Genomic DNA, 20,496 nt, shown 5'->3' on the forward strand with positions numbered 1-20,496 from the left:
TCAGTTCAGCTCCGTGTCGATGAACCGGAAGATCTCCTCGTCGGACGCCGCCCCGAGCCGGTCCGCGACCGTTTCGTCCTCGGCTTCCGGCGTCAGCTCCGCGACGAGCGCGGCTAGCCGTTCCCGGACGCGGCGGCGAGTGTCCGCATCGGACTCCGCGGTCAGCATCCCCTGCAGCCGGTCGAGTTCCTCGTCCACGGAACCCGCTGGCGCACCGGGTGATTGCGCCGCCACGAGCTGGGCGCGGAGATGCCGCGCGAGGTCGGCGGGAGTCGGGTAGTCGAAGACGACGGTGGCCGCCAGCCGCACGCCGGTGGCGGCACCGAGCCGGTTCCGGAGGTCGACCGCGGCGAGCGAGTCGAAGCCCAGTTCGCGGAAGGCTCGTCCGGCCGGCAACGTCGCCGGGTCAGGATGGGACAGTACGGCCGCGACCGCGTCGCGGACCAGTTCGGTCAGCTCGCGCATCTGGTCCTCTTCGGACAGTCCGGTCAGCTTGGCCACCAGCGATGGCTCGGCCGCGCTGTCGTTCTCCGGCGCAGTCGCCAATTCCTCGAACAGCGCACTCGGGCGTACCGCGGTGAACGCGGGCAGGAACCGAGTCCAGTCGATATCCGCGAGAACGACAGTCGGATCGCCATTCGCCACCGCGTCGGCCAAGGCGGGGAGGGCACGCTCGGCGGCCAGCGCAAAGACTCCGCGGCGGCGGAGTTGTTCGCGGCGGTCGCGCTCGGTCTCGGCGTCGGCCGCGCCCAATCCCGCGCCCGCCCACGGCCCCCAAGCGACCGAGGTGGCGGGCAATCCCTTCTGCCGCCGGTGTTCGGCCAGTGCGTCCAGGAAGGCATTGGCTGCCCCGAACGCACCTTGCTCGGCCGCGCCCCAGACACCGGAGACCGACGAGAAGAGCACAAAAGCGTCCACATCGGACACCAGCTCGTGGAGGTTGACCGCACCAAGCACCTTTGTCCGTACCGCCGCGGTCAGGGCGTCTGCGGTGAGGTCGGCCAGCGCGCCGGAAGTAACCTCACCCGCTCCGTGGATGACGGCGGTCAGCTCACCGGGGATCGCAGCCAGCACCTGGGACAGCGCGTCCCGGTCGGCGACGTCGCACACCTCGCGAACGACTGGAACCCCGACGTCGTCCGGAAGAGGTTCGCTCGTGCCGTCGCTCAGCACCACCACTCGTTCCGCGCCGTTTTCGGCCAACCATCGGACGGTGGCCTCGCTCGACTGGCTGGGGCCTTCGGTGAGCAGCACCGTGCCGCGCGGTTGCCAGCGGGCGTCGGTCCGCAGTGGAGCGGGCGCAAGACGGCGGACGAACACTGTGGACTCGCGGATCGCCACTTGGTCCTCGTCCCCGGCCAGCACGGCGGGAAGCAGCGCGGGATCGTCGAGGTCGACGACGCCACCGCGGCGGCGCGGGTATTCGAGGGCGGCCGTTCGGGCCAATCCCCACGCCATGGCTTGCCGAGGTGCATTGACCTCGTCCTCCGGAGCGGCAGCGATCGCACCGGAGGTGACCAGCCACAGTGGAGTGTCGCCAACGGACTTGATCAGGTCCAGAGTGGATTCGAGGCCGTCCTCGGCAAGGGCAAGCAGCGAGACGATGCCGTCCGCCTCGTCGATCGGCGAGCCCGGCGAAACGGTGACCACCGAGGCACCGGCTGCCTCCAGTGCCTGGGTATAGGCCGGATTTTCCTCCTTCGACACCAGCACCCACCGGCCAGTCAGTCGAGCCTCGGCGACCGGCTGTGGGCGCCACACTGTCCGGTACCGCCAGGAATCCACCTCGGTGCGCTGCTGGCTCTTCTTGCGCCACTCGGACAGCGCGGGAAGCACCGGGGCGAGCGCACCCTCGTCCACTCCGAGCAACGTCGCCAGCGAATCGCTCTCGACGGCAGCCCAGAAGCTGGCGTCTTCCGCGTCGCCGCTGGTCGCGGGTGCGTCGAGCCAGTACCGCTGGCGCTGGAAGGCATACGTCGGCGGCTCGGCGGGCCGGATCCCGGCGGGGAACGCCGCCGCCCACTCGACCTTCACGCCCTGCACATAGGCCTCGGCGGCGGACTGCTGGAAGCGGTCGAGGCCGCCGTCGTCGCGCCGGAGCGAGCCGACCGTCACCGCGTCCGGCACGCTCTCCGCGATCGTCGGAACGAGCACCGGATGCGGGCTGACCTCGAGGAACGCCCGGTACCCGGCTGCGTAAAGCGCGCGTACCGACTGATCGAAGTGGACGGTCTGGCGGAGGTTCCGGTACCAGTACCCGGCGTCGAGGCCGTCGGTGTCGAGCCAGTCTCCGGTGACCGTCGAATAGAACGGGACCGCGGCCGGTCCGGCGATGCTCCCGGCGAGTTGCGCGGCGAGCTGGTCCTGAATGGCCTCGACCTGGCTGGAATGCGACGCGTAGTCCACCGCGATCCGCCGGGCCCGGATGTCGCGGGATTCGCACACCTCCAGCAGCTTGTCGACGGCCGCCGGGGTGCCGGAGACCACCGTGGACGACGGGCCGTTGACCGCCGCTACCTCCAGGTCGACAAGCAGGTCGGTCAGGTCCTCGACCGGCAGAGCGACTGAGACCATCCCGCCCTGCCCGGCCAGCACCTTCCCAATCAGCTGACTCCGCAACGCAACAACGCGTGCACCGTCTGTTAAGGACAGTGCTCCGGCAACGCAGGCGGCGGCGATCTCGCCCTGGCTGTGTCCGATCACCGCGGCCGGCTCCACGCCGTAGGAACGCCACAACTCGGCCAGCGAGACCATCACGGCCCACGACACCGGCTGCACGACGTCGACCCGTTCCAGCAGCGAGGCATCGGTCAGCGCGTCTTCCAGGGACCAGTCCACGAACTCGCTGAGCGCGGCCGCGCACTCCCCCAGCCGGCCCGCGAACACCTCCGAGCTCGCCGCCAGCTCGCGCGCCATCCCGACCCACTGCGAACCCTGGCCGGGGAACACGAACGCCACCTGTCCGGCGGCGCGGGTCGTCCCCTCGACCACGCCCGCTGCCGGGTTTCCGCTGCTCAGCGCATCGAGGCCAGCGGCAAGCGCGGCCCGGTCAGCCGCGAGCAGGACGGCGCGGTTCTCGAAAGCCGTCCGTGCTGTCGCGAGCGTGTAGGCGGCACCGGCCCAGTCGGCTTCGTCGTCAAGCCAAGCCCGCAGCCGCGCCGCCTGCGCACGCAGCGCGGGTTCTCCCCGACCGGACAACACCACCGGTACCGGAGCGTCCACTTGCGACGCCGGCTCGGCGGCCGGCGGCTGTTCCACGATCACGTGTGCGTTCGTGCCGCTGATGCCGAACGACGACACCGCGGCCCGGCGCGGACGGTCGCCCTCCGGCCACTCCACCGGCTCGGTGAGCAGCTGGACCGCTCCGCTTTCCCAATCCACGTGCGGCGTCGGCGCGTCCACGTGCAGCGTGCGCGGCAGGAGGCCGTCTCGCATGGCCAGCACCATTTTGATCACGCCCGCGACCCCGGCCGCGGCTTGGGTGTGGCCGATGTTCGACTTGATCGACCCCAGCCACAGTGGACGGTCCCGCTCCTGCCCGTAGGTCGCGAGCAAGGCCTGCGCTTCGATCGGGTCGCCGAGCGCGGTGCCGGTGCCGTGTGCTTCCACCGCGTCGATGTCCTTAGTGGACAGACCCGCCGACTGCAGCGCGGTGCGGATCACGCGTTCCTGTGACGGGCCGTTCGGCGCGGTCAAGCCGTTGGAGGCTCCGTCCTGGTTTACGGCCGAGCCGCGGAGGACAGCCAGGATCCGGCGGCCGTTGCGCTTGGCGTCCGACAGCCGTTCCAGCAGCAGGATGCCCGCGCCTTCGCCCCAGACCGTGCCGTCGGCATTCGCCGAAAACGCCTTGCACCGGCCGTCCGGCGCGAGACCGCGCTGGCGGCTGAACTCGGTGAACAAGCCAGGCGTGGCGAGCACGGTCACGCCACCGGCCAACGCGAGGGCGCACTCCCCGGCCCGCAGCGACTGCGCGGCCAAGTGCATTGCCACCAACGAGGACGAGCACGCAGTGTCCACAGTGACCGCTGGGCCTTCGAGACCGAACGAGTACGAAACCCGGCCCGAGGCCACGCTTCCGGCGGTTCCGGCCCCGAGGTAGCCCTCGGCTTCCTCCGGCAGGACCGGCATCCGGCTGGCGTAGTCGTGGTGCATGACCCCGGCGAACACCCCGGTGCGGCTGCCGCGGACGGAGGTCGGGTCGATCCCGGCGCGCTCGAAAGCCTCCCACGAGACCTCGAGCAGCAACCGCTGCTGCGGGTCCATCGCGACGGCCTCGCGGGGGCTGATCCCGAAGAACTCCGCGTCGAACTCCGCCGCGCCGGCGAGGAATCCGCCTTCGGTGACATAGCTCGTGCCGGGGTGGTCGGGGTCGGGGTGGTAGAGCCGGTCGAGGTCCCAGCCCCGGTCGGCGGGGAACGGCGAAATGCCGCTTCCGTCTCCGACGACCAGGTTCCACAGGTCTTCCGGCGTCTCGACACCGCCGGGGTACCGGCAGGCCATGCCGACGATCGCGATCGGCTCGTCCGACGGGGCGGTCATCACGGCGCGTTGGGTCGTTGTCTGCTCGGTGAGCCTCGACAGCAGGTAGTCCACCACGGACTCGGTCGTCGGATGGTCGAACACCAACGTGGTCGGCAGGCGCAATCCGCTCACTGTGGACAGTCGATTGCGCAATTCGACTGAGGTCAGCGAATCGAACCCAAGGTCGTTGAACGCGCGGTGCTCGTCGACGGGCTCCTCGTGCCCGAGGGTCGCGGCTACCGCCGACCGCACGGTGTCCAGCAGCAAGCGTCGGCGGCCTGCTTCGTCCAAAGCGGCCAGTTCTCCGCCCAAGCTTGACGTACTGGCCACAGTGGACTTCGCCGGGACGCGAATCAGACTGCGCAGAAGTACTGGATTCTCCCCCGTCTTCGCGCGTTCGCGGAGCGCGGGAAGATTCAACCGGAGGGGCACCGACAGCGGCGGTCCGGCAACTGCCGCGTCGAACAGTCGCAGGCCCTCTTCCGGCGTGAGCGGAGTGAGGCCAAGGCGTTCGATGCGGCGGCGGGAAGCCTCGTCCAATGCGCCCGCCATGCCGGACGCCCACGGGCCCCAGGCCAGCGACACCGCGGAAAGCCCGTCGGCCGCCCGCTGGCGGGCGATGGCGTCGAGATAGGCGTTGGCCGCGGCGTAGTTGCCCTGGCCGGGACTGCCCAGGATGCCTGCCGCGGAGGAGAACAACACGAACCGCGGAACGTCCGGGGTCAGCTCGTGAAGGTTCCAGGCCGCAGTTGCCTTGGCGTGGAAGACCTGATCGATGCGTTCTGGCGTCAGGGATTCCACGACACCGTCGTCCAGAACGCCCGCTGCGTGCACGACGGCACCGAGATTGTCGATCGAGGCGAGCAAGGCTGCCGTCGCGGCGCGGTCGGCGACGTCGCAGGCCTCGATCCGGACGGTCGCGCCGAGTTCCGACAATTCGGTTTCGAGGTCCGCTGCCCCGGTCGCGGCACGGCCTCGGCGGCCGACGAGGACCAGTTCTCGCACACCGCGTTCGGCGACCAGGTGCCGGGCCAGCAACGAGCCGAGACCGCCGGTGCCACCGGTGATCAGCACGGTGCCGGACCATTCATCATCCACAGTGGACTGCATGCGGACCAGGCGCGGGACAAACGCTTTGCCGTCCCGCAAAGAGAGCTGCGGCTCGCCCGACGCCAATGCACCGCTGAGGTCCGGGGCGTCGGTTTCGGCTTCTATCAGGACGAACCGGCCCGGATTCTCCGCCTGGGCCGAACGGACCAACCCGCGGACGGCCGCACCAGCCGGGTTCGCGCCGGTGAGCACGACCAGCTTGGCTTGAGCGAACCGTTCGTCTTCCAGCCACTTCTGGAGGATCGGCAACACGCGATGCAGTTCAGCCAGCGTGTCGTCTGCGGAACTGCGCAGCACCACGAACTCCGCTGTCTCGCTGAGTTCGTCGTCCAACATGGAATACCGCACGTCCGCGGCGGGAAGCTCGATCGGCTGCCAGTCCACAGTGAACAACGCGTCGTCCACCTGCTGATTCAGCGAAACCGGCCGCAGTGCCAGCGATTCCACCGAAAGAACCGGCCGACCGTGCTGATCCGCTGCGGTCACCGAGTATCCGCCGGGAACCGGAGTCAACCGTACTTTCAGCGCACGAGCGCCGGTCGCGTGCAGCGTGACGCCGCTCCAGGAGAACGGGAGCGACGCGGTGCCGGTTTCGTCGATAGCAGCCAAGGCATGCAAGGCCGCGTCCAGCAGCGCCGGGTGCAGGCCGAAGGCTTCCGGCTCGATCTCGTCCGGGAGCGCGACCAAGGCGAGCAGGCCACCGTCCGGAAGCCATACCTTGCGCAGGCCGCGGAATACCGGACCGTAGTCGAGGCCACGATCCGCCATCGTCGCGTACAGCTCGTCTATGGCTACTTCGGACTCACCGTCCGGCAGCGTCGGCCATTCCGCCTCGACCGGCTCGGTCGGTGCCAAGACCCCACGCGCGTGCCGCGTCCACGGCAGCGCCGGGTCCGGCCGCGAATAGCACTCCAGTTCACGGCGACCGGATTCGTCTGGTTCCCCCACGACAAGCTGGACGGTCGCGCTCCCGTCCGCCGGAAGCACGAGCGGGGTGTCCATGATCAGCTCGGCGAGGGTTCCGCAACCCAGCTCGGCTCCGGCCCGGAGAGCCAGTTCCAGCAACGAAGTCCCGGACACCACGATCTGCCCGGACACCACGTGATCGGCCAGCCAAGGCTGCGCGGAAACGGAAAGCCGGCCGGTGAACACCGCGCGATCACCGTCGGCCAGCGCGACGCTCGCGCCGAGCAGCGGGTGCTCGATCGGCGCGAGTCCGGCTGCGGCGGCGTCGCGTTCCGGAGTGGCGAGCCAGAAGTGCCGGTGCTGGAACGCATACGTCGGCAGGTCCACCTCCGCGGCCTCACGCCCGGCGAACACCGAAGTCCACTCCGGACTGAAGCCGTGCACGTGGAGCCGAGCCACCGTCTCCAGCAACGAGGCGACTTCCGGACGATCCTTGCGCAGCGAAGGCACCAGCAACGCGTCCGCCGTTTCCGGCAGGCAATCCGCAGTGGTCGCGGTCAGCACACTGGCCGGGCCAACCTCCACAAAGGCCGTTGCCCCCAACTCCGCCAGAGTGCGTACGGCCGGGAAGAATCGGACGCCTTGCCGCAAATGCCGCACCCAGTAGTCCGGGGTACGCATTTCTTCCGAGGAGACGAGCTGTCCAGTTACCGTCGACACGATCGGCAGGGCCGGTTCGCCGAACGTCACCGCGGCGACGGCCTCCCGGAATTCCCCGAGAATCTCGTCCATCTGCGGGGAATGCGCCGCAACGCTTACTTCGAGCCGACGCGTTCGGCGGCCCCGTTCACGCCACTGCGCAGCGATCTCGGCGACAACGGCATCGTCTCCGGACAGCACGAGCGACGTGGGTCCGTTGACAGCGGCGATGCCAACCTCGTGGTCGCGGCCGGCGAGCGTCGGGGCCATTTCGTCCTCGGTGGCCTCGATCGCGAACATCGCACCGGTGCCGGACGTCCGGTCCATCAGCCGAGCCCGCGCGCCGACCACCGCGGCGGCGTCGGCCAGCGTCAGCACCCCGGAAACGTGCGCGCACGCCAGCTCACCGGCCGAATGCCCGGCCAGGTAATCCGGGCGCAAACCCCAGTGTTCGAGCAGCCGGTACAACGCGACTTCGGTGGCGAACAGCGCGGCCTGCGTGTAGCCGGTCCGTTCCAGCAATGCGGCCTCGGGAGAGCCTTCGTCGGCGAAAACAATGTCGCGAATTCCACGCGGAAGGTGCGGGTCGAGCGCCTCGCAAGCCTCGGCGAAAGCCGCCGCGAAGACCGGGAATTCGGCACTGAGTTCCCGTCCCGCACCGAGCCGTTGCGATCCTTGCCCGGAGAAGGTGAAGGCGAGTTTGCCTGCCTCCGCCCGCCCTTTGGCCACGTTTGGCGCGTCGACGCCCTCGGAGAGCGCGGCGAGACCGGCACGGAAATCACTGAGCACGGCCGCGCGATAAGGGTGCGCGGTCCGCCTCGTGGCGAGTGCCCGTGCGAGGTCCGGCTCGTCCACTATCGACAGAAGGCGGGCGGCTTGATCGGCGAGTGCTTTCGGTGACCGAGCGGACAGCACCAACGGCGCGTCGAGCGGCTTCCCGGAAGGAGCCTCGGCAACCGGGGCCTGTTCAAGGATGATGTGCGCGTTGGTGCCGCTCACACCAAACGACGAGACCGCCGACCGGCGTGGCCGATCGGTTTCCGGCCACTCCGTTGGCTCGGTCAGCAGCCGCACGGCACCGGAATGCCAGTCGACGTGCGGCGACGGTTCATCGACGTGCAACGTGCGCGGCAACAGGCCGTCTCGCATGGCCAGCACCATCTTGATCACGCCCGCTACCCCGGAAGCGGCCTGTGTATGTCCGATGTTGGACTTCACCGAACCGAGCCACAGTGGACGGTCCCGGCCCCGGCCGTAGGTGGCCAGCAGCGCGCCAGCCTCGATCGGGTCGCCCAGCGACGTTCCGGTGCCGTGTCCTTCCACCGCATCGATGTCCGTTGTGGACAGACCAGCGGAAGCCAGCGCGGCCCGGATCACTCGCTCCTGCGAGGGGCCGTTCGGCGCGGTCAGACCGTTGGACGCGCCGTCCTGGTTCACCGCCGAGCCCCGCACCACCGCCAGAACGCGATGCCCATTGCGTTCGGCGTCGGAAAGCCGCTCCAGCAGCAACATTCCCGCGCCCTCGGCCCAGGCCGTGCCGTCGGCGGCTCCGGCGAAGGCCTTGCACCGGCCGTCCGGAGCCAGCCCGCGCTGGCGGCTGAACTCGGTGAACAAACCGGGCGTGGCCATCACGGTCGCCCCGCCGGCCAGGGCGAGATCGCATTCGCCGCGGCGAAGTGCGTGCCCGGCGAGGTGCATCGCGACAAGCGACGACGAGCACGCCGTGTCGACGGTCATCGCCGGGCCCTCGAAGCCGAACGTGTAGGAAATGCGGCCGGACGCGACGCTTGCCGCGCTGCCGGTCAGCCGGTGGCCTTCGCCGCCGGGCACGGGTTGGTGCAGCATCGGGCCGTAGTCCTGGCGCATCGCGCCGACGAAAACCCCGGTTTGGCTTCCGCGCACCGCCGCCGGGTCGATGCCGGCGCGTTCGAGCGCTTCCCAGGAGGTTTCGAGCAACAGCCGTTGCTGCGGGTCCATCGCGCGAGCTTCGCGTGGACTGATTCCGAAAAAGTCCGCGTCGAATTCCGCGGCGGAGGCGAGGAATCCGCCTTGGGTGACGTAACTGGTCCCGGACCGGTCGGGGTCGTCGTCGAACAGCGTATCCAGATTCCAACCGCGGTCGCGGGGGAATTCGGTGACGCCGTCGCCGTCCCGCAGGAGGAACTGCCAGAACTGTTCCGGGGTACGCGTGTCGCCGGGGAACCGGCAGGCCATGCCGATAATCGCGATCGGCTCGTCGTCGGCGACCGCCTGCTGGACCGGCACCACGGGTTCCGGTTCCGCGGAACGGCCGAGGTGCGCCGCGAGCGCGGCCGGGGTCGGGTAGTCGAACACCAGGGTCGCGGGCAATGCGGTCGCGGTCGCGGCAGCGAGCCGGTTGCGCAATTCCACTGCGGACAGCGAGTCGAACCCAAGGTCGGTGAACGCGCGCTGCGGGTCGATCGCCGAGGCTCCGGGATAGCCGAGGACGGCGGCGACCTCCGCGCACACGAGTTCCTCGAAGTTGTCCACCTGCTGCGGTGCCGGCTCCGCGGTTCTGGCCGCGGCACGACGGATCGGGGCTTTGATCAAGCCGCGCAACGGCCACGGAACCGTTTCCGCGCGCTCCGGGCGGAGTTTCAGCGGTACCAGCACCGGCTCGTCGACCGCCATCGCGGCGTCGAGGAGGGCCAAGCCTTCCTCCGCCGACAACGCGCCTACTCCGGAACGGGCGATGCGGGCCAAGTCGGCGTCGGTCAATTCGCCGGTGAGCGTGCTGCTCGGCGCCCACAATCCCCAGGCCAGGGATTGCGCGGGCAGACCGGCTGCGCGCCGATGCCGCGCGAGCGCGTCCAGGGCGGCGTTCGCGGCCGCGTAATTCGCCTGTCCCGGTCCACCTAGGACCCCGGTAGCCGAAGAGAACAGGACGAATGCGGCGAGATCCAGGTGTTGGGTCGCGGTGTGCAGCTGCCACGCCGCGTCGATCTTCGGTCGCAGCACCGCGTCGATGCGCTCCGGAGTGAGCGATTCGACCGTTCCGTCATCGGTGATTCCGGCCGCGTGGAAGACCGCGGTCAGCGGGTGCTCCGCCGGGATCTCGCTGAGCACTGTGGACAGTGCACTTGGGTCGGTGACGTCGCAGGCGGCGACCGTGACCGTCGCGTCCAGATCGGACAGATCTTCGGCGGTACCGCGCCGGCTGACCAGCAGCAGATGCCGGACGCCGTGTTCGGCGACGAGGTGCCGCGCGACCAGGCGGCCGAGCGTGCCGGTGCCGCCGGTGATCAGGACGGTGCCGTCCGGGTCGAGCCGCCGGGGCAGGGTGAGCACGACCTTGCCGGTGTGTTTCGCCTGGCTGAGGAACCGGAACGCGTCGCGCGCGCCGGCGACCGGCCAGCTGGTGACCGGCGGGAGCCGCAGCGCGCCTTGGTCGAACAGCGCGAGCACGTCGGCGAGGAGTGCCCGGATGTCGTCCGGCGGGACGCGCATCAGATCGAACGGTTGATATCTCAGTTCGGGATAGGTCGCCGGGTCGCGCAGGTCGGTCTTGCCCATCTCCAGGAACCGTCCGCCCGGGCGCAGCAGGCCCAGCGAGGCGTCGGCGAACTCGCCGGTCAGGGAGTTGAGGACGACGTCGACCTGGCTGAACTTGTCCGCGAACTCGAGCGTGCGGGACGAGGCAATCCGCTCGTCGTCGAGGCCGAGTTCGCGCAGCGTGTCCCATTTGCCGGGACTGGCGGTGCCGAACACCTTCGCGCCGAGGTGCCGGGCCAGCTGCACGGCCGCGACGCCGACGCCACCGGCCGCGGAGTGGATCAGCACCGATTCGCCGGCGGTGAGACCGCCCAGTTTGACCAGCCCGAGGTACGCGGTGAGGTACGCGATCGGGACGGCGGCCGCTTCCTCGAAGGACCAACTGTCCGGAATGGCCGCGACCAGCCGGTGGTCGGCGATGGCGACCGGGCCGAAGGAGCCGCCGAACATCCCGGTCACGCGGTCGCCGACGGCCAGGTCCGGCACCCCCGGCCCGACCTCGGTGATCACCCCCGCGCCCTCCCCGCCGAGCGCGACCTCGTCCGGGTACATGCCGAGGGCGAGCAGGACGTCGCGGAAGTTCACGCCAGCGGCGCGGACGGCGATCCGGACCTGCCCCTCGGCGAGTGGTTCGCCGGCCTCCGGGCAGGGGACGAACGCGAGATTGTCGAGCGTGCCCCGGGCGGTGACGTCCAGCCGCCAGGGTCCGTCGGGCGGGGTCAGCTCCGGGCGGGCGAGGCGGGGCACGCGGACTTCCCCGGCGCGGAAGGAGAATTGCGGTTCGCCGGTGGCGAGCGCGGCACCGAGCAGCGGCGGCGCGACGTCGGGGTCTTCCAGCTCGGCGATGACGATGCGTCCGGAGTGTTCGGCCTGCGCGGAACGGAGAAGGCCCTGTACCGCAGCACCGGGGAGCCCTTCGGTGGTGACCACGACCAGACGGGAGAACCGTTCCGCGGCCAGGAATTCCTGCACTGTCCGCAGCATTTCGCGCGTCGCCGCGCCGACCTCGGCGTCAGCGGCACGGACGACTACTGTGTCAAAACCCTCCGGAATTGCCGCGAGGTCCACAAAGGACTCCGCGTCGAGGCCGCGCATCGGTGGGCCGACGATGGCCCAGCGTCCGTCGATTGAGGACGGTTCCAGCGGCAGGACTTCCGCGTTCAGCCGGAAAAGCGAGTCGTGCGCGGTGCGTCGGGCCGGGGCTCCGAGCGGGCGCAACGCCAGAGCACCGATTGTCGCGACGGGTGCGCCGGTGTCGTCGGCGAGGTCGATTGCCACCGAGCCGTTGCCAGGGGTGAGCCGGACGCGCAGGGACCGGGCACCGGTGGCGTGCACCTGGATGTCTTGCCAGGAAAAGGGAAGCTGCGCGGTTTCGCCACCGGTGAGGACAAGTGCGTGCAGGGACGCGTCGAGCAAGGCCGGGTGGAGGTCGAAGCGCTGCGCGGCTGGGGTTCCGGTCGGCGCGATGTGGGCATAGAGGGTGTCGCCGTCGCGCCAGGCCGCGCGGAGATTACGGAAGGCGGGACCGTAGCTCAGGCCGGAGTTTTCGAGTTGTTCGTAGAGGCCGTCGAGGTCGACCGGGGTCGCGTTGGGCGGCCATTCGGCGAGTCCGGCCGCGGTTGCGCTCGCCTGCTCGCTGAGCAGGCCGGTCGCGTGCTGGGTCCAGTCTTGCTCGCTGCCGGCTTCCGGGCGCGAGTGGATTTCGAGGGTCCAGCGGCCGGGCACGGTGTCCGGACGCGCCCATACCCGCAGGTCGGCGGCTTCTCCCTCGGGCAGCACGAGCGGGGCGTGCAAGGTCAGCTCGTCGACGGTCGCGCAGCCGATGTGGTTGCCCGCTTGGAGCGCCAGTTCGACAAACGCCGCGCCGGGGAAGAGGACCGCGCCGGAGACCTGGTGGTCGGCCAGCCACGGCTGGGATGCAACCGACAACCGTCCAGTGAGGAGCGTTCCCGCCGAACCGGGCAGGGTGATGACCGCGCGTACCAACGGGTGTTCGGCGTCGCGAGCGCCGGCCGCGGCCAGTTGTCCGCGTCGAGGCTGGGGTTCGAGCCAGTACTGGTCATGCTGGAACGGATACGTCGGCAGCTCGACCCGGCGGGCACCGGTGCCGGCGAACACCGCAGCCCAGTCGACCTCGACGCCAGCGGCGTGCAGGCGGCCGAGCGTGGTGAGCAGGGTGGCCGGTTCGGGGCGGCCCTTGCGGGTGGCGGCACCGGCGACGGCCTCGGCTGGCGCGAGTGCGGTCAGCACGCCGTCCGGGCCCAGCTCTAGGTAACGCGTGACGCCGTGCTCGGCCAGCGTCTGCAGTCCATTGTGGAATCGCACGGCTTCCCGGACGTGCCGTACCCAGTACGACGGTTCGTGCAGTTCGGTGCCGATCTCGCCGGTCAGGTTGGAGATCACCGGAACCACCGGAGCGGTGTAGTCGATACTCGCGGCGATCTCGCCGAACTCGGCCAGCATCGCGGTCATCCGGTGCGAATGGAACGCGTGCGACACCGTCAGCCGCTTCGTCTTGCGTCCCTCGGTTCGCCAACTCTCCGCGACCCGCAGTACCGCGTACTCGTCTCCGGAAATGACGACCGACCGCGGACCGTTGACCGCGGCGAGGTCCGCGCCATCGGTAAGGCTCGGAATGACCTCGTCCTCGGTCGCTTCGATCGCCACCATGGCCCCGCCGCGCGGCAGCGCCTGCATCAGCCGGCCGCGCGCGGCGACCAGTTTCGCCGCGTCGGCAAGGGAAAACACGCCCGCGACATGTGCGGCGGCGAGTTCGCCGATCGAGTGGCCGATCAGGTAGTCCGGCTTCACGCCCCACGACGAAACCAGCCGGAACAGCGAGACCTCGATCGCGAACAACCCGACCTGTGTGTACTGCGTCTCGTGCACCAGCTCGCTGTCGCCGAAGACGACGTCCTTCACCGGCCGGTCCAGGAACGGATCCAGCTGTGCGCAGATCTCGTCGAAGGCTTCGGCGAAAACGCTGAACGTCTCGTACAGCTCCCGGCCCATCCCTGGCCGTTGCGCACCCTGACCAGAGAACGAAAAGGCCAGCCGTCCGGACGCGGCGGGACTCGACGTCAGCTCGGTGAGCGCGGCGCGGAGTTCGGCACGGTCGGCGCCGAGCACGACTGCGCGGTGGTCGAGGGTGGCGCGGGTTGCGGCGAGCGAGTACCCGATGTCCATCGGGTCAGCGTCCACTTCGGCCAGTCGCCGGGCTTGCTCCCGCAGAGCCGCTTCGGTTTTCCCGGAGAGCACCCACGGAATCGCCGGAAGTGTCCTTCGTGGACTGTCCTCGATCGCCGCGTCCGGAGCCTGCTCGATGATGGTGTGCGCGTTCGTCCCCGAGATGCCGAACGATGAGACGGCGGCGCGCCGAGGACGTCCGGTCTCCGGCCATGGCTGCGCTTCGGTGAGCAGTTCTACGGCACCGCTGTTCCAGTCGACGTGCGGGGAAGGCTCGTCCACATGCAACGTCTTCGGCAGCATTCCGGCGCGAATCGCTTGCACCATCTTGATCACGCCCGCGACGCCGGACGCGGCCTGGGTGTGTCCGAGGTTGGACTTCAGCGAACCAAGCCACAGTGGACGTTCGCGGCCTTGACCGTAGGTCGCGAGCAACGCGCCGGCCTCGATCGGATCGCCCAGCGCGGTGCCGGTGCCGTGCGCTTCCACGACGTCGATCTGGTCCGGGGTCAGCGCGGAGTTCGTGAGCGCCTGCACGATCACGCGTTCCTGCGACGGGCCGTTCGGCGCGGTCAGGCCGTTGGACGCGCCGTCCTGGTTCACCGCCGACCCGCGGATGACAGCCAGCACCTGGTGCCCGTTGCGCTCAGCGTCCGACAACCGCTCCAGGACCAGCAGGCCGACGCCTTCCGACCAGCCAGTACCGTCCGCGCCGGCGGAGAACGATTTGCACCGGCCGTCCGCCGCCAACCCGCCGAGTTTGCCGAATTCCACGAAGGTGCCCGGGTTCGGCATCACCGTCACGCCGCCGGCCAGCGCGAGCGAACACTCCCCGGACCGCAGCGATTGGGCGGCCAAATGCAGTGCCACCAACGAAGACGAGCACGCAGTGTCCACAGTGACCGCTGGACCTTCGAGCCCGAAGGTGTAGGAGATGCGTCCAGTAAGGATACTGGCAGCGTTGCCGTGCCCGACGAAACCGGCCAGCTCCTCCGGCACCGCGTCCATCAGGGTCGCGTAGTCGTAATACATCACACCGGAAAAAACGCCGGTTTGGCTTCCCCGCAACGAAAGCGGGTCGATTCCGGCCCGCTCGAATGCTTCCCACGCGACTTCCAGCAGCAGCCGTTGCTGCGGGTCCATCGCGAGCGCGGCGCGCGGGCTGATGCCGAACAGAGTCGGGTCGAACGCACCGGCATCGGCGAGAAAGCCGCCTGCGCCAACGGGAACGTCGCGGGTGTCCCAGCCGCGGTCGCTGGGGAACGGCGAAATCGCATCACGCCCCTCGGCGACCAGATCCCACAACTCCTCCGGCGAGGAAACGCCGCCCGGGTAACGGCAAGCCATGCCGACGATCGCCAACGGCTCCCGCCGCGCGTTTTCGACCTCGCGCAGCCGTTGCTGTGCCTGCTGGGCTTCCGCGAGCGCGCGTTTCAGGTATTCGCGGAGCTTGTCCTCACCGGCCATGCGTGTCTGTCCCCTTAGCTCAGTTCGCGCCGAGGCCGTCGACGAGGTCGAACAACTCGTCGTCGCTGGCGGAAGAAAGGTCGTGCTCACCGGCCGGAGCCGGTTCGGTGCCGGTCCATTTCGCCAGCAGCGCGGAAAGCCGCATCGCGATCTTCGGCCGGTCGAGCGCCTCGGCGTTTTCCAGCGCCGCTTCGAGCCGGTCGAACTCCGCGCCGAGCGCCGGGTCCGCGGTTCCGTCCGCCGACGGCAGCCGGCGGTGCAGATGCTCGGCGAGCGCGGCCGGGGTCGGATGGTCGAAAACCACCGTCGGCGGAAGGGAAACGCCGGTGGCGGCGGCGAGCCGGTTGCGGAGTTCCACGACTGCCAGCGAATCGAAGCCGAGGTCGGCGAACGCGAGGTCGGGCCCGATCGCGTCCGCCGTGGCGTAGCCGAGGACGGTGGCGGACTCGGCGCGGACCAGATCGGCGAGCGCCTGCTGACGCTCCATTCCGGACAGTGCCGAGACGTCCAGGCGCGCGGCTCGCTTGGTGCTCCGGGTTTCGCCGGTCGGGACCAACCGGCGGAGCATCGCCGGCACCTGCCCGGCCGCACGCACCGCCGCCGGGTCGAGTCCTATCGCGACTGGTGCCGGATCGCCCGAAGCAAGGGCGGCGTCGAAGAGGCTGAGCGCGGTTTCGGTGGGCAGCGGAGTCAGTCCGGCGCGGCCGATCCGGGCTCGGTCGGCGTCGCTGAGCTTGCCGGTGATTCCGCTGCTTCGCTCCCACAGGCCCCAGACGATCGACGTCGCGGGCTGGCCGGCTTCCCGGCGGCGGCGGGCGAGTGCGTCGAGGGCCGCGTTGGCGGCCGAGTACGCGCCCTGGCCCGGGTTGCCCAGCGTCCCGGAAGCGGAGGAGAACAGGACGAACGCGTCGAGATTCTCGGTCAGCTCGTCGAGGATCAGCGCGCCTTCGACCTTCGGGCGCGCGACGGCGGCCAGCCGCTCCTCGGTGAGTGACGTGACAACCCCGTCGTCGGTCACTCCGGCCGCGTGGATTACCGCGGTGACCTGGTGTTCCTTCAGCACGCCAGCCACGGTTTCGCGGTCGGTGAGATCGCAGGCGACCACGGTGACGTCGGCGGTCAGCTGCTCGACCTCGCCACCGGTGCGGCTGAGCAGCACGAGCCGCCGCACGCCGTGTTCGGTGACCAGGTGCCGGGCGACGAGCTGGCCGAGCGTGCCGGTGCCGCCGGTGATGAGCACGGTGCCGTCCGGATTCCAGGCGAACCGCTCGCCGGCGGCGGGCAGCCGCACCAGGCGTGGCACGGACACGCGGCCGTTTCGGACCCGGACCTGCGGTTCGCCCAGCGCGGAGAGGCCCGCGGGCGGCACGTCGGCGTCGAGGTCGGCCAGGATGAACTGGCCCGGATGCTCGGCCTGCACCGACCGGATGAGGCCGGAGACCGCCGCGGCGGCCGGGTCGGTGTCGGCGTGCTTGGTGCACACGATGAGCGGAGTGGTTCGCGGTTCGGCCACCCAGTCCTGCACCTTCGCGAGCGCTTCAGCCGCAGTGGCACCCGGCGCGAGGACGGCTTCTTCAGTGGTCGTTTCCGCGAATTCCGCGTCGAACCACTCGACGCCGAAGAGGGATTCGTGGCTGCCGAGCTGCCCGGCGGACACCGGACGGACGGCGAGGGACTCGATCGACAGCACCGGTGCGCCGTGGGCGTCGGTCATCTCGACCGCCACGGTGTCGGTGCCGGTCTCGGTGAGCCGCACGCGCACCGCCGACGCTCCGCTCGCGTGCAGGGTCAGCCCGCGCCAGGCGAACGGCAGCACCAGCCGGGAGCCGACGAGGTGCCGGACCGCGTGCAGGGCGGAATCCAGCAGCGCCGGATGGATGCCGTACCGCGCCGCTTCCGCCCGATCGGCGAGGTCGACCTCGGCAAAGATCTCAGTGCCGGACTGCCAGGCCGCGCGCAATCCTTGGAAGGACGGGCCGTAGCCGAGGCCGACTTCCGCCAGGTCCGCATAGGTGGCGGATACGTCGACCGGAGCGCCGTCGGTAGACCACGACAGCTGAGATGGCACCGGAGCAGCGCTGGAAAGCGTCGCTCGCGCGTGGCAGGTCCACTCGCCACCGGCGGGGCGTGCGTGAACGGTCAGCGGACGGCGACCGGTCGCGTCGGTTTCGCCTGCCTTGAGCTGCACCTCCGCCGGACCGTCGAGGACGAGCGGGGTCTCGAGGACGAGTTCCTCGACGGTCGAACAGCCGGTTTCGGCGGCGGCGTGCAAGGCCAGCTCGGCGATCGCGCTGCCGGGGACCACGGTCGCGCCCAGCACGACGTGCTCGGCGAGCCACGGCTGGTCGCCGGCAGACAATCGACCGGTCAGCAGTACCCCGCCCTCGGCGACCTCCACCTTCTCGCCGAGCAGCGGATGACCTGCGCGGACGCCGTCCAGCCAATAGCGGTCGCGTTGGAAGGCATAAGTCGGCAAGTCGATAAGGTTCGCTTCGAAGGAGCCCCAGTCGGGCGGGGTGCCATGCAGGTACAACTGCGCGGCGGCGGTGGTGATGGTGCTGGTTTCGGGCTGGTCGCGGTGCATCATCGGGATGAACGCCGCGTCGCTCAGACATTCCGCGCCGGCGGCCGACAGCGCACGGTCGGGGCCGAGTTCGAGGAAGGTTCGCGCGTCCACGGTGGTGTTCGCCTTGGTGACAGCGTCAGCGAAGCGCACGGTGTCGGCGATGTTGCGGACCCAGTAGTCCGGCATCGCGGGGTCCCCGCTGGAGATGAACGGGAGACGCGGACGGTGGTATTCCACCGATTCGGCGACCTTGCGGAATTCCTCGAGGATCGGCTGCATCCGCGGCGAGTGGAAGGCGTGGCTGACGCGCAGCCGTCGCGTGCGATGTCCTTCGGCGGCAAGGGATTCGGCGAGCGCCTCGACCGCGTCCTCATCGCCGGAGAGCACCACCGACTCCGGGCCGTTGACCGCGGCCAGCGCAACTGCCGGGGTGAGCCTCGGCCGCACCGTCTCTTCCGAAGCCGACACCGCGATCATCGCGCCGCCCTCCGGCAGCGCATCCATCAACCGGCCGCGCGCGACCACGAGCCGCGCCGCGTCGTTCAGGGAGAAAATGCCCGCCGCACAAGCCGCGGTGAGTTCGCCGACGGAATGCCCGAGTACGCAGGCGGGTTCGATGCCCCACGATTCCACGAGCCGCCACAGCCCCATGCCGACCGCGAACAGTCCACTTTGGGCATACTGAGTGCGCTCCAGCAGCTTTTCCTCGGTGCCCCAGACGACTTCGCGCAGTTCCTGGCCAACCGCCGCGCACGCTTCGTCGAAGGCCGCGGCAAAGACCGGGAAGCGGGCGTAGGCGTCACGGCCCATGCCCAGCCGCTGCGAGCCCTGGCCGGGGAACATGCACGCGACTCCCCCGGGCGTTCGGCTGGCGGTGCCGCGGAGGACGCCCGCGGGATCCCGGCCGTCGGCGAGGGCATCGAGCTTCTCCAGCAAGTCAGCCCGGTCGTCCGCGAGTACGGCGCCTCGGTCCGGCAAGGCCGCCCGGGTCACTGCCGACGAGTAGCCGAGATCGGCGATTTCCAGGTCCGGATGGGCGGTCGCGTAGTCCCGCAGCTGCGCGGCTTGCGCCCGCATCGCTGCCACACCGCGACCGGAGACCACGACCGGTACGGGACCGGTGACCGTCCGGGTCGCGACCTCCATCGGCGGCGCCTGCTCAAGGATCACGTGCGCGTTCGTTCCGCTGATCCCGAACGACGACACGCCAGCCCGCCGCGGCCGGTCCACCGTCGGCCAGTCCACCGGTTCGGACAACAGCCGGACCGCGCCGCTGTCCCAGTCCACATGCGACGACGGATTGTCCACATGCAACGTCTTCGGCAGCGAACCGGCCCGGATCGCCTGCACCATCTTGATCACGCCCGCCACGCCTGAGGCCGCCAGCGTGTGGCCGATGTTGGACTTCAACGCACCTAGCCACAGTGGACGGTCGCGATCCTGGCCGTAAGTCGCCAGCAGAGCCTGCGCTTCGATCGGATCGCCGAGCGCTGTCCCGGTGCCATGTGCCTCAACGGCGTCAACGTCCTCAGTGGACAACCCCGCCGCGGCGAGCGCGGCCCGGATGACGCGTTCCTGCGACGGACCGTTCGGCGCGGTCAACCCATTCGACGCGCCGTCTTGGTTCACCGCCGAGCCGCGCACCACGGCCAGCACGCGGTGTCCGTTGCGTTCGGCGTCCGAAAGCCGTTCCAGCACCAGCAGACCGACGCCCTCGGCCATGCCCATGCCGTTCGCGCCCGCGGAGAACGCCTTGCACCGGCCGTCCGGCGCGAGGACTCGCTGGCGGCTGAACTCCACAAACGTGCCCGGGGTGGCGAGCACCGTCACGCCACCGGCCAACGCGAGCGTGCATTCTCCGGCGCGCAGCGACTGGGTCGCCAAGTGCAGCGCTACCAAGGACGTCGAACACGCAGTGTCCACAGTGACCGCAGGGCCCTCGAAGCCGAAGCTGTACGAGACGCGTCCGGAAGCGACACTCGGCACCACGCCGGTGACCAGGTTGCCTTCTACTCGCGGTGGCGCGATCGCGAGTCCTGGCCCGTATTCCTGGTAGTTCTGCCCGACGAACACCCCGGTTCGGCTGCCCCGCAACGACAACGGGTCGATCCGGCCGTGTTCGAGGGATTCCCACGCGGTTTCCAGCAGCAGCCGTTGCTGCGGGTCCATCGCCAGCGCCTCGCGCGGGCTGATCCCGAACAACCCGGCGTCGAACGAACCGGGGTCGTCCAGGAAACCGCCCGCGCGGACATACGACCGGCCGGACCGCGCCGGGTCGGGGTCGTACAGAGCCTCGAGGTCCCAGCCCCGGTCCGCCGGGAACGGCGAAATCGCGTCGCGGCCCTCGGCCACGAACCGCCACAGGTCCTCGGGCGAGCGCACGCCGCCGGGGTAGCGGCAGGCCATCCCGACGATCGCGATCGGCTCGCGCCGCGCCTCCTCCAGCTCCCGCACGCGCTGTTTCGCCTTGCGCAGGTCGGTCGTCACGCGCTTGAGGTAGTCGCGCAGCCGGTCCTCGTCAGCCATCC

At 70.0% G+C, this 20,496-nt stretch carries 2 protein-coding genes; both read right to left on the reverse strand.

Annotation, left to right across the window (positions count from 1 at the left end):
- Positions 1-15,402 carry a type I polyketide synthase gene (locus F9C12_RS16520; protein WP_409466475.1) on the reverse strand — a complete coding sequence of 5,134 codons (15,402 nt, stop codon included), beginning with the start codon at positions 15,400-15,402 and terminating at the stop codon, positions 1-3.
- Between the two features lie 19 nt (positions 15,403-15,421).
- Complete coding sequence (locus F9C12_RS16525; protein WP_409466476.1) at positions 15,422-20,494, reverse strand: SDR family NAD(P)-dependent oxidoreductase; 5,073 nt, start codon at positions 20,492-20,494, stop codon at positions 15,422-15,424.
- Between the last annotated feature and the right edge of the window lie 2 nt (positions 20,495-20,496).

The sequence above is a fragment of the Amycolatopsis sp. GA6-003 genome, assembly GCF_046267895.1.
Classification (GTDB): domain Bacteria; phylum Actinomycetota; class Actinomycetes; order Mycobacteriales; family Pseudonocardiaceae; genus Amycolatopsis.

Coding starts and splice junctions, on each gene's coding strand:
- F9C12_RS16520 (WP_409466475.1), bottom strand. CDS start 15,402: ATGGCCGGTGAGGACAAGCTCCGCGAATACCTGAAACGCGCGCTCGCG.
- F9C12_RS16525 (WP_409466476.1), bottom strand. CDS start 20,494: ATGGCTGACGAGGACCGGCTGCGCGACTACCTCAAGCGCGTGACGACC.